The following is a 14,025-nucleotide window of genomic DNA, read 5'->3' as shown; positions in this document are numbered from 1 at the left end:
CTCGACGCCGGCGAACGCCTGGTGCACGGTCGTGCTACTCGGACCGCTGGTGCGCCTTCCACGCTCGATGGAGTTCACGCCGACGCTCGTACTCCCTCTTCGCGCGGTGCTGCGGATCGGTTTCGGGGGTCAGGGACGCAGGGCCCATGACGTGCAGGAGCGCGTAGTTGATACGGAACCCCGTCCTGTACAGCAACGAGAACGAGTCCTCCCCACGCGGCTTGTCCATGGCCGTCCACCTCACTGTTCCCGGGATCGCGGACGCACGCCGCGAGAGTGCAAGAGAGCAGGGAATCCATCGCCGTGAAGTCCGCGGCCTTCCCCGCTCAGCAGCGTATCCGCCCGGTTTTCGCCGTCCCGGTCGGCCCGCCCTGTACGAGCACGGTCCCCGAACGGCTTCACGGTTCCCGGAGCTGCGGTATCCAGTGCGGAGAGGGCCGGGATCCGTCGGCCCGCCCGTCCGCCCTCCGCCGCGGCCACGGCCGTCCCCCCGTTTCCCTAGGAAACCCGGTTCCGAAAAGCTTTCCTGACCGGCTGACAGCCCTGTCAGCGCGGCTCAAGGCAGGGCCTTCGAAGGCCTGCTCAGGACCGGCGGCCGGATCAGGCTCAGCTACGCGGACCACTTCCGGCTGAGCGCGGACGGACTCATCGCGGGCCGCGACACCTACTTCTTCGCCCCGCTGGCCTGAGACCCTCCGGGCCCGATCCGACCGGTGTGATTCCCCTCGGTCAGCCGCGCCCCTCCTGCTCCGAACCCGCGCCGCGCCTCCTCGTGCCCGACGGCGCGGGGCGGCGGGCGAGAGGGCCACCGGAGCCCCGAGGCCGCCCCGGCGGCGCCGGGCCGGGCCCGCCACGAGGCGGCAGGCCCGACCCGCGCAGGACTCACCCCGGGGGACCGGAGATCTTCCCGTAGCCGAGCGCAGACCAGAAGTCGCCGCGCACGTAGCGCTGCTCGGGCTCGGGATCGAAGTCCCAGCGGCGCACCCGGCCGTTCCGCAGCGCTTCGGCGACGAGGCGGCGGTTCGCCTGGCTCGCGAGCACGTCGGACTCCATGCCGGGGATGTCGTACCGCGCTTCGAGCGCCGCCCGCATCTGCCGAGCGGTCTCCTCGTACCCGCGCTCGGCGGCACGGTTCCGCAGTTCGTCCGGGTCGACCGAGAGATCGAAGAGCTGGTCCGGGTCGCCTGGGCACAGCACGTATTTCAGGTGCCCCCGTACCAGCGTCAGCTGGGGCCGCAACGTGCCCTCCGCGAGGTACTCGATCACGATGTCGCGGTCCTCGGGGCGCGTCTCGCCCGCGCGCTCCCGACGCGCGGTCTCGAACAACGACTGCCCGTCCTGGTCGCCCGCCCCAGGAGCCCCGGAGAGCTCCAGCAGGGTGGGCATCAGGTCGAGCAGGCAGACCGTGTTGGCGAAGCGGCCCCTCGGTACCAGGCGTTCGGGTCCGTGCACGATCATCGGTACCCGCGAGGACTGCTCGTACGGTGACATCTTGTACCAGAGGCCCTTCTCGCCCAACATGTCACCGTGGTCGCTCGTGACGATGATGACGGTGTCGTCGGCGAGACCGAGCTCCTCGACGCGCCCGCGAATACGGCCGATGTGGTCGTCGATGTAGCTCACCGCGGCGTAGTACGCACGGCGGGCCCTGCGCACCTCGTCGATACCGGGCTCCCGTTCGTCGAACCCGCTCATCGCCCGGAGGCGGTGGCTGTGCGGATCCTGCTCGGGGTCGGGAACCTCGGGATGGGCCGGATCGGGGATCTCGCCGTCGGCGAACCGGTCCCAGTGCTCGCGCGGCGGCTCGTACGGATCATGCGGGTGGATGAACGAGGTGACCATCAGGAAGGGCAGGTCCTCCCCCGCGGCCTGGTTGGCGCGGACCCTGTCGTTGAGATGGCGAAGGGTCCGGAACCCGACCTCGTCGTCGAAGTCCTGCTGCACCGTGGCCTGGGAGAAACCGGCGGTGAACACGGAGTCGGTGTCGTGGTACCACTGGAGCCGGTCCTTCAGCGATCGGTTCCAGTCGGGCACCATGTCGAGATCGGCCGGGTAGACGTCCGTGGTCAGCCTCTCCTCGAAACCGTGCCGCTGGTCCGGTCCGATGAAGTGCATCCTCCCGATCAGAGCCGTGTGGTACCCCATCGCCCGCAGCCGGTGGGCGAAGGTCGGTTCGGAGGCCGCGAAGTCGTCTCCGTTGTCGTAGCAGCCGATCGCCGAGGGCATGCGGCCGGTCATCATCGACGCACGCGAAGGCGCGCACAACGGAGTGTTACAGTACGCGCGGTCGAACACCATCCCCTCGTCAGCGAGAGCATCGATGTTGGGGGTCCTCGCCGCCTGGTCCCCGTACGCACCGAGAGCCTGGGCCGCCATCTGGTCGGCCTGGACGACGATGATGTTCGGTCGGTTCTGGGACATGACTGTTCCTTTCCGTGAGCCGGAACAAGGGGTTCGAATGAGCTGCTGCGGTCCCACACGCGAGACGGCCGGCCGACGGCCGGGGGGCTCGGAAGACGCCGACGACGAGATGCTGGAGCGCCTCGCCTCCGCCGCGGAGGGCGAACTGCGGATGGTCGGCCTCGCGGGAGGCGCGTTCCTCATGGGCAGCACGGACCGGTTCGCCTATCCGGAAGACGGAGAGGGCCCCGTTCGGCAGGAGCGGGTGGAACCGTTCGCCGTCGCGCCGACCACTGTGACAGTGGCCGAGTTCGCCGCCTTCGTGCTCGACACCGGGTACCGCACCGATGCCGAGAGGCTGGGCGACTCCCTCGTGTTCCAGGGGCTGTTGTCCGAGAGGCTGCGTGGAAGTTCCCCGGGGGTCGCAGGGACGCCGTGGTGGCGTCAGGTCGAGGGCGCCTGCTGGTACCAGCCCGAAGGCCCCGGATCCTCGGTGGAGTCCCGCAGCGCACACCCGGTCACCCATGTGTCGCAGCGGGACGCCACGGCCTATGCCGAGTGGGTCGGTGCCCGGCTTCCGTCGGAGGCCGAGTGGGAGTTCGCGTCGCGTGGCGGGCTCCAGCAGCAGCCTTTTCCCTGGGGCGCCGTGCGGGAACCCGACGGTGCGCCCCGCATGAACACGTTCCCCGGTGATTTCCCGGACGGCCCGACCGGTCCGGTCGGCACCGTGCCCGCCGCGTCGTTCGAACCCAACGCCTACGGCCTGTACAACACCACGGGCAATGTCTGGGAGTGGACCAGCGGCGTCTTCGGCCGGACCGATGGACGACCCGTGCTGCGGGGCGGCTCCTACATGTGCCACGCGTCGTACTGCCGCCGGTACCGCACCTCCGCGCGCACCGCGGTGACCGCGGACACGACCCTCGGCCACGCGGGTTTCCGTCTGGCCCTCGACACCGGCTGAACGGCAGGGTCGGGGGGCGGCGAAGTCAGCGTCCCCCATGGTCGGTCCCGGTCTCCGACGCCTTGACGGGAGATTCCTCCTGTGTCCCCGCGAGCCGTTCAGAGGCGGTCTCCGAGGTCTCACCAGTGGCCGCGTCATAGCCGTCGGCCCACTCCCCGGTCTCGAAGTCGTAGCCGACCGGCTCACCTTCCTCGTTGGTGCGCTGGTACCACTCGGTGTAGCTCTCGTCGGTGGAGTCGATGCCCGCCCCGGCCCCGCCTCCGGGCCGTGACTCCACGACCTTCAGGGAGAAGTCGTCGCCGTACCGGTCCACTCCCTCGGTCACGGCGTTGTCCATCGCCGTGTCGATGTAGCGCATGCGCAGGGTGAGGGGGTCGGTGCGCAGTTCCCTGAACCACGCGATGATGGCGAGGATCAGCACGAGTGCGAAAGGCACCGCCGTGACGATCACGAGCTGCTGGAGGCCTGTCAGCGCCGTCGCGTCGCCGAGAAGCAGCATCACGATCGCGATGCCCGACATGACCAGGCCCCAGAAGACGACAACCCAGAGGCGGGGGTTCTGGTCCCCCTGTGTGGTGAGCATGCCCATCACGACCGACGCGGAGTCGGCGGCGGTGACGAAGAAGATCGCGAGCACCAGGATCACGACGAAGGGCAGCCATTCGACATAGGGCAGGTTGTCGATGAGGGCGAAGAGCACCTCGGGCGCGGGCATGCCCTCGGTGAATCCGGGCGCGCCTTCCCGGTACATCCAGATGGAGGTGCCGCCCATCACTCCGTAGGCGACGAAGAGCAGCGAGGACGGGATGATGATCGTGCCGAGGATGAACTGGCGAATGGTGCGACCGCGGGAGATGCGCGCGAGGAAGATGCCCACGAAGGGCGACCAGGAGATCCACCACGCCCAGTAGTAGACGGTCCACAGCGACTGGAACTCCTGTGTGTCCTCACCCCAGGAGAGCGATCTGCCCATCATGTCGAACATGGTCCCGAGGTACTCCATGACCGCCGAGGGGAGCAGGTTCACGAGGAACAGTGTGGGACCGAGGAAGAGAACGATCGCGACCATGCCGATCGTGAGCACGATGTTCATGTTCGACAGGTAGCGGATGCCACGCGCGACGCCCGAGACGGCCGAGACGACGAAGGCGACGGTCAGGACCGCGATGATGACGACCAGGGTGTTGTTCGTGAGCTCCCCGGCACCCGACACGATGCTGACACCGGAGCCGATCTGCATCGCCGCGATACCGAGAGCGGCGGCGGTGCCGAAGAGCGTCGCGATGATCGCGAAGATGTCGACGAGCTTTCCGGCGAAGCCCTCGGTGAGCCGTCGGCCGAACAGGGCTCGGAAGATCGAGGACATGAGCAGGGAGCGGCCGCGGCGGTACGCGGCGTAGGCGACGGCCCCGCCGACCAGCGCGTAGATGGCCCAGGCGTGGAAACCCCAGTGGTAGTACATCTGGGCGAGGGCCGTGTGCAGGGCCTCGACCGACTCCGGCTCGCTGGTCAGCGGGGGCGGTGAGATGAAGTAGCCGAGCGGCTCCGAGGGCCCCCAGAACAGGACCGCCACGCCCAGTCCGGCGGCGAACAGCATGGCCGTCCAGGAGAACGTGCTGAACTCGGGCCGCTCGCCGTCCTTGCCCAGCGGGATCCTCCCGTAGGGCGAGAGCGCTATGCCCACGGTGGCGACGAGCACGACGATGGCCACGACATTGAACATCCAGCCGAGGTTGTCGGTCGACCAGTAGAAGGCTGTCTCCGCGACCGCGGCGACGCTTCCCGGGGACCAGATGCCCCAGATGACGAAGGCGACCGTCAGCGATCCGGCGATCGCGAAAACGAGCCAGTCGACCTGGTAGCGGCGGCGCTGGTCGTCGATCGAGATGCCCGGAACGAGGACCGGGTGCGTGTCGTGGGGGTACCCGGGGTGCTGGTAGTCCAGGCTTCCGAACGCGGTATGGCCCGTCCGGCTCCGCGGACCCGGGGTCCCGTCCCCGCCCTCGGCCTCCTCGCTCTCTTTTCCGCGGTGGATCGGTTGGTCTTTGTCTTTATGCGGTTTTTCGGACATGGAGAACACAGCCTCGTGGATATTAAAAAAGGGGTGCGGATCGGTCCTGAGGGGGACGAGCGCACACCAATAAGGTTGGTGAAACGGATTGAAAAAACGCGATCATGTCGCCCTGCCCCGGTGGGGTCGGCGGTCATTACCGCGGGGATGCGCTACGGCACGTTGTGCGCGTGTCTCCGCATTCGTGTCGGTGTCGGGAAGCCTCGGTCGCCGTTTCTGGCGATATCGATCCGATGCCCCGGAGGATGCCCGGTCACGGCTCCCTGTCCCACCAGCCGATCGCCGTGCCCGCCCATGAGTCGTTCTCGCGGCCGACTGTGCCGGTCAGGGTGGGGGAGGCGGCCGGGTCACGAGGTACGGCTCGAACCGTAGGGGGTCCCGTGAGCCCGATCCTGGGCTGGCGTTGCACCAACAATGCGAATTCCGACATGAATAGTTATACTAACTGCGCTGCGGGTATTTGTCAACCGGAAGGGTGGGGATTTAATGTGGCGGTTGGCCTGTGCGTCCATTTTCGGGATTCGCGGAACTGCTGTGCTCGCCGCTCCGGGGGTTTGCTTCCCTCGGTTTCTCCTGTCGAGTAATTCCTCGACGAGGCCCGGGGTGTGTGCTCCCTCCGGGGGCGCCGTGGCAGGAATAACCGTCGCTTGACTTCTCTGCCCGGTCGGGGGAGCGGTCCAAGGACGAACCCGGCCCCGCCGCGGGAACCCGGGCCTCCTGCGCCGGGCGCGTCCGCACGTACCCCGTTCCACACCTGGGCCGACCCCGCTGGACGGGCTCCGGGCCCCGCCGCGCCGAGGCCGCGGCCGCGGCCGCCGAGGAGGCCGACAGCCGCTCCGAAGAGCGTGGCGGGGCAGCGCACCGTCACCCTGGACACGGACACCACCAAGGTGTCGCGGGCCTGGAGACGGTCCCAGGGCGAGGCCCGTCCCGAGGCCGGTACGGGTCGGGCGGACAGCGGCCCGGCCTTCACCCGGGCGACGGTTCGGCGGGAAGCGTGCGGGAGCCTCGGCGCGCCGGGAGGAGCGTCAGTCCCTGGGCGGAACGGCGTGGTCGAACCCCAGTTCCCGAAGGGCGGTACGCAGCTGTTCGGCCGAGCGGTCGAGGACGCTCGGGTCCTTCTCCGCCTCCACGCCGCTGACGTCGAAGTCGGACATGCCCCAGACGGGGGCCACGTGGACGTGCAGGTGCGCGACCTCGAAGCCCGCGACGAGCAGCCCGGCTCGGGGCGCGTTCCACGCGCTGCGAACGCCCCGGCCGATGGCCTGGGCCACTTCCATGCACCTGGTCAGGAGAGCGGGGTCGGCATCGGTCCAGTGGTCGACCTCTGCTCGGGGGACGACCAGGGTGTGGCCTGGCCGGATCGGGGCGATGGACAGGAAGGCCACGACCTCGGGGTCCTTCCACACGAAGTGTCCGGGGAGGTCGCCGGCGATGATCTTGGAGAAAAGGGTCGGCAAGGTCGGGAGGCCTTTCCAGTGGATGCGGGGTCAGGTGGTCCCTGACGGCTCGGAGGTCGGGATCCGGCGGGGTGCGAGGGAACGGCCCGGGGACGGAGGAGGTGCCTGGGTCCGTGGTGGGGGTTCACGACGATGCGTCGCCACCACAGCCCGGTCACTCCCCGCCCCCGGTCAAGAGCATAGTGACCGACGCGGCCCGGAGGGCGTGCGGTACGCGGGGGCGGACGGCGCGCTTCGGGGTGCTGGCGGGCACGTCCGGCCACACGGGCCCGGGGCCGCGGGGGTCACAGGCCGCCCCGCGCCCGACGCGGAAAACGGGGAGACTGCCGGCGGCCGGTGCGACAGGATCTGGGCATGGAGATGTCCGACGTTACTCGTGCGACGGCGGCCGCGACCTCGGTCGCCGCGTCGCTCGGCCTGTCAACCAGCGAAGCGATCGTGCTCCACAACTCGAACAAACTGGCGCTGAGGCTGACGCCGTGCGACGTCTTCGCCCGGGTCGCCCCCGTGGGACAGGAGGTCGCGCGGTTCGAGGTCGAGCTCGCCCGGCGCCTCGTCGCGGCGGGGTGCCCGGTGTGTCCTCTGGAGCCCCGGGTGGACCCGCGCGTGTACACGCGCGACGGCTTCGCGGTGACGCTGTGGACCTACTACGAGCCCGTGACACCTCACGCCTCACCGGACGACTGCGCCAGGGCCCTGGAACTGCTGCACGCGGGCATGCGCGGGGTCGATGCGCCGAGCCCGCGGTTCACGGACCGGGTCACGCAGGCGGAGGACATCGTCGCCGACCCGGACCGCTCGCCGGAGCTGGCCGACGCGGACCGCGTCTTCCTCAGCGGCAGACTGGCGGGCCTGCGCCGGGCGATCGAGGCGCGCGGCGCCGTGGAGCAGCTGCTCCACGGCGAGCCGCACCCGGGCAACGTGCTCAGCACGGAGGACGGCCCGTTGTTCATCGACCTGGAGACGTGCTGCCGCGGACCCGTCGAGTTCGACCTCGCCCACGTTCCCGAGGCGGTCTGCGAGCACTACCCGAACATCGACCAGGGGCTGCTGGAGGAGTGCCGACAGCTCGTCCTCGCGATGGTCGCGGCGTGGCGCTGGGACCGCGGCGACGAGTTCCCGAGCGGGAGGCTGTTCGGACAGGAACTCCTGCGCGCCCTGCGGGACGGCCCTCCCTGGCCGACGCTCGACACGGTGAGCAAGCGGCTGGGCGGCCTGGAGAAGCCGCCGAGGGCCACGTGAAGGCGGCGGGGAACCCAACGGCGGTGCTCCGAGGTCCTTCAGCCGGGGCCAGGGGCCTCGGCCTGTCATGAGCGGCGGGTTCGCCAACCGGCGTGGCCGCCTCCTCGACGGCGTCCTCGGTGTGGTCAGCGTGCTCGGGCACGAGCGGCGGAGCGTGGCCGGGCGACGCACCACCGCCTTCGGCGGGGACACGGGCAGGTGCCGTGTGGCCCGGTTCCGGTGCCGGTCGGGTAGGCGAACCGGCCAGGGCACGGGGAGCCACACGGCACCGCCGACCCAGGCCAGACGCACGGGTTCACCCCTGTTGGCCTGGGTTTCCCTTGCACTCGGGACCGGCAACCGATCGGATCGAAGGCCCCTGGGCGACGGGCTCTCCGCGCCGCCGACGATCCTTCCTGAATCTCGGGGGAGCCTCGGGGTGCTCCCCTGACACGACCACACGCGGAACCGCCGAGTCCGATACCAAGGCGAGGGACACCCCGGTGCGTTCGGCGAGGCAGAGACGCCTCGGACCACACGAAGGACTGTTCGCTTGGGCTGGTTCGCCCGGCTCGGCGCCGGACGAGCTCCGGGTGCCCGCGGGCACCCGGGTGACGCTCCCCTAAGGGAGAAGCCGGGGAGTGCGTGCTCACATCTCGGTACCGAAAGTATTCGATACCGAAAGTTTGCTACTGTTCGCGCCATGGAAAACACGGATGAACGGCCGCAGGGGCCGATCCCCCGCACACCGCGCGAAGAGGTACGGCAACGGCTGCTGGCCGCCGCAGCCAAGGTCTTCGCGGAACGCGGTTACGCGAACAGCCGCCTGGAGGACATCGCTCGCGAGGCGGGGTTCACCAAGGGGGCGATCTACTCCAACTTCGGAAGCAAGCAGGAACTCCTCGGCTCCATCCTCAGCGAGGGGGCAGGCGTCGAACGCACCGCGGTGATGAACGAGTTCCACGCCCGGGGCGATGCCGCCACCATGCCCCGACGGGCCGCACGGATCGTCGCGCGACGCATCACCGAGGACAGCGAGAGGGGGCAGCTCGGCCTGGAGTTCGCGGCACTCGCCGCACACGACGCCAGGACGAAAGAGGTCATCACGCCGCTCCGCCGGAGCCAACGCGAAGCGGCCGCCCGATCCGTTGCCGAGATCGCGCAGGCGGACGACGTCACCCTGGCCGTTCCGCCGGAGCTGGCCGGCCTGATCCTCCACTGCCTGAGCAACGGCCTGTCGATGGAGCACATCGTCGACCCGGAGGCCGTGGACCAGGACACCGTCGAGCGAGCTGTTTCCGCCGTGATCACGGGGCTGCTGGCGCTCGCTCCGACCGACCGATGAGGTGTGCCATGGATGACGCGAACACCACCTCCGAACTCCGCGGCACCGGACGCCACGGGCGTCACCAGACCACGTGCCCCAACCCCTTGCGCATGCCCGCACGGCTCATGGCGCTGCCCCTCGTGCTCACGCTCGTGGCCGGTTGCACCTCCCCGGACGGAGCGGAACCGCAGGAACGCACCTTCGGTCCGGTCCGGGACCGGGTCACGATTCTGCTGAACAGTGGAGACCTCGACGTGAGACCCGCGGACGTCGAGGCGCTCCAGGTCACCCGGTGGTTCACCGGCGGAATCGGCCTCGGCGGGAGACCGGAGACGTCCTGGGAGTTCGACGGCCACGACCTGGTCCTGGACACCGACTGCCCGGTGATCGATCTCGGTGGTTGCCGGGTCCGCTACGAGGTGCTCGTCCCCGAGGACGTCGCCCTGGCGGTCGAGGGTGCCAACGGTGAGATCACGGCCGCCGGATTCAGCACGGAGCTGCGTATCAGCTCCGACAACGGAGGAGTGGAGGTCGACGGGGTCTCGGGCCCTTTGAGCATGTCCAGCTCCAGCGGCCGGTTGCGCGCCACCGCCCTCGCTTCGGATCGCGTCGACGCCGAGTCCGAGAACGGGGAGGTGCGGATCTCCTTCGCCGATGTCCCCGACGAGGTGACCGCGAGGACGGAGAACGGTGCCGTGACCGTGCAGGTCCCCGACGGTGAGTACGACGTCAGCGTCACGACGGACAGCGGCAGTGTGGACTCCGACGTGACCGACACCCCCGGCAGCCCGCATGCGATCACCGCCGCCACCGACAACGGATCGATCGACCTGAGAAGGAACGACTAGTCCGTGGTTTCCTCTGTCCTGGAACACGGCCAGCACGGGAAGGCCCCATGCGCAGCCACTACATCGACGGTTTGAGGAACCTGGGGATACTCTTCCTTTTCCCCTACCATGCGGCCAGGGTGTTCGACGCCTCCACAGAGTTCTATGTGCAGGGAACGGCGAACGCCGCGGCGACCACCCTGGTCCACCTCTCCTACTGGTTCATGCCCCTACTCTTTCTCCTGGCGGGGATGTCGGCCCTGCACGCGCTCCAGCGCAGGTCGGCACAGCACTACGCCAAGGAACGGGTCCTACGGCTTCTGGTGCCGTTCCTTTTCGGTGTGCTCGTCATCGTGCCGCCCCAGGCCTACTACGCCATGAGGTTCCATTCGGGTTATGGGGAGAGCTTTCCGGAGTTCCTGGCGAGGTATTTCACGCACTTCTCCGACTGGTCGGAGTACGGCGGTGGGATCTCCCCGGCTCACCTGTGGTTCCTCGCGTTCCTCTTCGTCATCTCCGTCGCACTCCTCCCGCTGATGCTCCCGATGGTCGCGAAGGACCGCTCCCCGAGGTGGATGCGAGGATCGCTCCTCGTCTTCGTCCCGTTCACCGCGCTGGTGCTCCTCTCCCTCACCCCGGATGTGGGAGGCAAGAACATCTTCGTCTACGCGGGGTACTTCCTCCTCGGTTTCCTGATCGCGATGGACGCCTCGATCGTCGACGCCATCGTGAGGCGCCGCGGGCCGTATCTCGTCGCGGCGTTGGCCGGAGCCGCGGGAACTCTCCTTGACCTCCACCTCATCGAAGGACTGGAGGAGACCGCCTCCGACGCCCTGGGAACCCTGGTCTGCTGGGTGACGCTGCTGGCGATGCTCGGCTACGGCAAGAAGTACCTGGACGGGCGGACACAGGTCATGGCCTACCTCACGCCCGCGGCCTTTCCCCTCTACGTGTTCCACCAGACCTTCCTGGTGGTCGTGGCCTACCACATCGTGGGTTTCGCCGACCAGGGCTTCGGTCCCTTCGTCCTGATCTGCCTCCTGTCCTTCGCCCTGAGCATCGTGGCGTACGAGGCCGTTCGCAGGGTGGCTCCCGCACGTGTGCTGCTCGGGTTGAAGTAGGTCCGGAAGGCGGGGGTGTCTCCACGCGTACCGGTGCGGGTGGCTGTGAGGGGTCCGCGGCGGGGCAGCCGACGCGTGGCTGGATACCGGGCGGCGTGGCGTGCCGGCGGGCGGATACGGGGCGCCCCATGCCCGGGCTGGCGGGGCCACGGGACGGCGAAGTGCCCAGGGAGGTGGGTGCCCACCTGTACCGGACCCTGCGCCGGGGAGCACACCAGGAGCGCACAAGGGCCCCAACGAGGACGAGGACCTCCTTCGAGGCCCTCGTGAACCCAGTCTGACCTGGAGTTTTGTGGCGCGCCCGGCAGGGTTTGGGCCTGCGGCCATCGGACGGGAAGTCCGGTTCTTCCGTGCCACTGCGTACGTGTCGCAGGGCGCCGTTTCGTCCCTGTCCACCCGATCGCCGCCGTCGTTTCGCGCCAAGGGGCGCTGCCCGGTGCCGTCCCGGCCCGGAACTCGTGAACGCGGACTTCCCATAACTGCAAGATCGCGTGCCATCTCCTCGTGCTCCACCAAGACTGGGCGCGTCCCGACACGAGGAGCCCCGATGACCACCGACGCGTTCGCGTTCTGGTGCGGCCACCACGCCGCCCGTCCCGCCACCGCCGCGAAACCGGACGGCGCACCCGGGCCGGAGGTCGCGACCGCGGGCGTGCCCCCGAACACGAACCTGTTCGGGCTGCCCCACCACCTGACCCTCGTCGAGTGCGCGAACGGAGTCCTGAACGAGGGCGACGACCCCGGGCCCCGCTCACCTGACCGGGCCCGGGGAGTTCGGAGCCCAGAGACCGCCGGACTCCGGTGCACATGGTCGAGGAGAACGGTCGCCACGCCGGGCACGCCGACATCCTCCGGGAACCGATCGACGGCGTGACCGGGCGTTGAGACACCTACAACCCTAAGGAAACCCATGAGGGACACATCGCATCCACCGTCAGTCCGCCTCCCCAGATCCACGCGGGCTGCGATGACCGCTCTGCTCGCTCTGCTGCTTACGGTCAGCATTGCCGCCTGCGGTACGCAGCCCGTCGAAGAAGCTCCCACCCACACCGCCGCCACGGACGGCGACCCGGAGTTCGAGAGCACGTTCCGGCACGAGTTCGCCGATGTCGACGGTGTCCGTATGCACTACGTGACCGGCGGTAGCGGAACTCCGGTCGTGCTGCTGCATGGTTGGCCGCAGACCTGGTTCGGCTGGTGGTCGATCATGCCCGAGCTGGCCGAGCACCACACGGTCTACGCTGTGGACCTGCCCGGCCTGGGAGACAGCACCGGTACGCCGACCGGATACGACAAGGCCACTCTGGCGAGATACGTGCACACCCTGGTCGCCGATCAACTCGGAGTACGTGACGCCCGGGTCGTCGGGCACGACTTCGGCGCGGCGGTGGCGTTTCAGTACGCCGCCCAATTTCCTGGAGACACTTCGAGCCTCGGCTACCTCGACCTCCCGTTGCCCGGCCCGGAGCTTGACGCGTCCACCTACCGTTCCATGAGCTGGCACATCGCCTTCCACTCCCAGCCCGAGATCCCCGAGGCGGTGGTCGGCGACGACGTCCGCGACTACTTGGCGCTGTTCTACCCGCAGGTCTCCTACGAAGGCTCAGCCTTCGGCGGCGCTTCGGAGCAGTCCCCGTTCACGGACGCCGAGATCGACGAGTACGCGCGGACCTACGACGATCCCGAGGTCCTGGCGGGCGGCTTCGAACTCTACCGCGCACTGGACGAGGACGTCCGTGACACCGGGGAAGCGGCCCCGGTGGACGTTCCCACCCTGCTCATGACGGCCGAGGGACAACTGGACACGGTCCGGGCCACCGTCGACTCTCACATCACCAACGTGGTGCGCGCGGTGGACGTGCCGAATGCCGGGCACTGGCTCATCGAAGAGAACCCCGAGTACGTTGCCGAGGAGTTGCTGCTCTTCCTCGGGGCGTGATCCCGCGCCGCGGGGGCGTTGGGAAGCGCACAGCGGAGCCCGGGTCGGGCCTGCTCGGTCCGTGCGCACGGAAGCAGGGCCCTGACCAGCGTGAAAGAGCGGGCGTGAAAGAGCGCAGGTCAGGGCCTTCGGCGTTGCTGGTCTCGGATATGGGGCGGGCTGGGGGAGGGGAGGAACCGAGGGGAGACGGGAGAAGGGCACCACTGGCCGGAGATGGTTCGGGTGCCGAGGTCGCCTCCCGTCACCTGTCCTGGAACGCTCGGGCAGCGAGCCGGACGCACGTCGGCTCCGGTGGGTGTTCCGGGGGCCGACGTGACGTGGGGAGGGTCAGCGGTCCTGAGCCTTCACCCGGCGGAGGAAGGTGCGCCACTCGGGAGAGGGGAAGGCCGGCTGAGCGTCGGCGGGGTGCTGGGAGCCGCGGACGGCGGAACCGGTCGACAGTTCCGCCACCTGCGGCGCCGTGGGAGCAAGGAAACGGACTTCGTCTACCCCCAGTGGCGTACACGGTCAGCGAGAGCGGTCTGATGCCGCCCGCATGGCCTTGAGGGCTTTCGGACAACCCGTCCTGGCCGCATCCCGATTTCCCGGTGAACCGCGATGGCCCGTTCTGAGAGCACATGCTCGTAGCAGCCCTGCGGTCCCGTGAGCAGAGCCGTGGGGGCGGTCGGGGTCGGTGAAGGCGCTTGAGGGACGCC

General features: G+C 69.1%; 12 protein-coding genes and 1 tRNA gene. 7 read left to right on the top strand and 6 right to left on the bottom strand.

The window, feature by feature from the left end:
* Positions 1 to 34 precede the first annotated feature (34 nt).
* Positions 35 to 229 carry a hypothetical protein gene (locus tag HGB44_RS30600; protein WP_061079166.1) on the bottom strand — a complete coding sequence of 65 codons (195 nt, stop codon included), beginning with the start codon at positions 227 to 229 and terminating at the stop codon, positions 35 to 37.
* Positions 230 to 882: 653 nt separating this feature from the next.
* On the bottom strand, positions 883 to 2,421 hold the full coding sequence (betC, locus tag HGB44_RS30595; RefSeq protein ID WP_061079165.1) for a choline-sulfatase: 1,539 nt from the start codon (positions 2,419 to 2,421) through the stop codon (positions 883 to 885).
* Between the two features lie 37 nt (positions 2,422 to 2,458).
* Between betC and HGB44_RS30590 the strand changes: the two genes are divergently transcribed.
* A complete protein-coding gene (locus HGB44_RS30590) occupies positions 2,459 to 3,364 on the top strand; it encodes a formylglycine-generating enzyme family protein (protein WP_231972301.1) in 906 nt (301 codons plus the stop codon).
* A 25-nt stretch (positions 3,365 to 3,389) separates the two neighbouring features.
* Here HGB44_RS30590 and HGB44_RS30585 read toward each other — a convergent pair whose 3' ends face one another.
* Entirely contained in the window at positions 3,390 to 5,435 is a 2,046-nt protein-coding gene (locus tag HGB44_RS30585) for a BCCT family transporter (protein ID WP_061079168.1), read from the bottom strand.
* Positions 5,436 to 6,463: 1,028 nt separating this feature from the next.
* Entirely contained in the window at positions 6,464 to 6,895 is a 432-nt protein-coding gene (locus HGB44_RS30580) for an HIT family protein (RefSeq protein ID WP_061079164.1), read from the bottom strand.
* A gap of 354 nt (positions 6,896 to 7,249) precedes the next feature.
* Here HGB44_RS30580 and HGB44_RS30575 point away from each other — a divergent pair, with 354 nt between their 5' ends.
* The 4 genes from HGB44_RS30575 to HGB44_RS30560 all read left to right on the top strand — a co-directional run bounded on the left by HGB44_RS30575 (position 7,250) and on the right by HGB44_RS30560 (position 11,391).
* Positions 7,250 to 8,137: a phosphotransferase enzyme family protein gene (locus HGB44_RS30575; protein WP_210752393.1), complete on the top strand. Its 888-nt coding sequence runs from the start codon at positions 7,250 to 7,252 to the stop codon at positions 8,135 to 8,137.
* Positions 8,138 to 8,819: 682 nt separating this feature from the next.
* Positions 8,820 to 9,461: a TetR/AcrR family transcriptional regulator gene (locus tag HGB44_RS30570; protein WP_061079163.1), complete on the top strand. Its 642-nt coding sequence runs from the start codon at positions 8,820 to 8,822 to the stop codon at positions 9,459 to 9,461.
* An 8-nt stretch (positions 9,462 to 9,469) separates the two neighbouring features.
* A complete protein-coding gene (locus tag HGB44_RS30565; RefSeq protein ID WP_061079162.1) occupies positions 9,470 to 10,291 on the top strand; it encodes a DUF4097 family beta strand repeat-containing protein in 822 nt (273 codons plus the stop codon).
* Positions 10,292 to 10,338: 47 nt separating this feature from the next.
* A complete protein-coding gene (locus tag HGB44_RS30560) occupies positions 10,339 to 11,391 on the top strand; it encodes an acyltransferase family protein (protein ID WP_061079161.1) in 1,053 nt (350 codons plus the stop codon).
* A gap of 293 nt (positions 11,392 to 11,684) precedes the next feature.
* Here the strand turns inward: HGB44_RS30560 and HGB44_RS30555 are convergent.
* A tRNA-Gly gene (locus HGB44_RS30555) sits at positions 11,685 to 11,769 on the bottom strand.
* A gap of 429 nt (positions 11,770 to 12,198) precedes the next feature.
* Here HGB44_RS30555 and HGB44_RS32790 point away from each other — a divergent pair.
* Positions 12,199 to 12,276: a mycothiol transferase gene (locus HGB44_RS32790; RefSeq protein WP_325097009.1), complete on the top strand. Its 78-nt coding sequence runs from the start codon at positions 12,199 to 12,201 to the stop codon at positions 12,274 to 12,276.
* Between the two features lie 82 nt (positions 12,277 to 12,358).
* The gene (locus tag HGB44_RS30545; protein WP_231972496.1) at positions 12,359 to 13,330 is read left to right on the top strand and encodes an alpha/beta fold hydrolase; all 972 of its coding nucleotides are present in this window, start codon (positions 12,359 to 12,361) and stop codon (positions 13,328 to 13,330) included.
* Between the two features lie 327 nt (positions 13,331 to 13,657).
* Here the strand turns inward: HGB44_RS30545 and HGB44_RS30540 are convergent, their stop codons facing one another.
* The gene (locus tag HGB44_RS30540; RefSeq protein WP_231972495.1) at positions 13,658 to 13,780 is read right to left on the bottom strand and encodes a DUF397 domain-containing protein; all 123 of its coding nucleotides are present in this window, start codon (positions 13,778 to 13,780) and stop codon (positions 13,658 to 13,660) included.
* Between the last annotated feature and the right edge of the window lie 245 nt (positions 13,781 to 14,025).

Source organism: Nocardiopsis alborubida (genome assembly GCF_012396365.1).
GTDB classification, from domain to species: domain Bacteria; phylum Actinomycetota; class Actinomycetes; order Streptosporangiales; family Streptosporangiaceae; genus Nocardiopsis; species Nocardiopsis alborubida.
The sequence above is the reverse complement of the archived record's forward strand: the minus strand, read 5'-3'. Positions and strand labels throughout refer to the sequence as shown.

What these genes read in the sequence shown, in the direction of transcription:
- HGB44_RS30600 (WP_061079166.1), bottom strand. Translation starts at nt 229, where the DNA reads ATGGACAAGCCGCGTGGGGAGGACTCGTTCTCGTTGCTGTACAGGACG.
- betC (WP_061079165.1), bottom strand. Translation starts at nt 2,421, where the DNA reads ATGTCCCAGAACCGACCGAACATCATCGTCGTCCAGGCCGACCAGATG.
- HGB44_RS30590 (WP_231972301.1), top strand. Translation starts at nt 2,459, where the DNA reads ATGAGCTGCTGCGGTCCCACACGCGAGACGGCCGGCCGACGGCCGGGG.
- HGB44_RS30585 (WP_061079168.1), bottom strand. Translation starts at nt 5,435, where the DNA reads ATGTCCGAAAAACCGCATAAAGACAAAGACCAACCGATCCACCGCGGA.
- HGB44_RS30575 (WP_210752393.1), top strand. Translation starts at nt 7,250, where the DNA reads ATGGAGATGTCCGACGTTACTCGTGCGACGGCGGCCGCGACCTCGGTC.
- HGB44_RS30570 (WP_061079163.1), top strand. Translation starts at nt 8,820, where the DNA reads ATGGAAAACACGGATGAACGGCCGCAGGGGCCGATCCCCCGCACACCG.
- HGB44_RS30565 (WP_061079162.1), top strand. Translation starts at nt 9,470, where the DNA reads ATGGATGACGCGAACACCACCTCCGAACTCCGCGGCACCGGACGCCAC.
- HGB44_RS30560 (WP_061079161.1), top strand. Translation starts at nt 10,339, where the DNA reads ATGCGCAGCCACTACATCGACGGTTTGAGGAACCTGGGGATACTCTTC.
- HGB44_RS32790 (WP_325097009.1), top strand. Translation starts at nt 12,199, where the DNA reads ATGGTCGAGGAGAACGGTCGCCACGCCGGGCACGCCGACATCCTCCGG.
- HGB44_RS30545 (WP_231972496.1), top strand. Translation starts at nt 12,359, where the DNA reads ATGACCGCTCTGCTCGCTCTGCTGCTTACGGTCAGCATTGCCGCCTGC.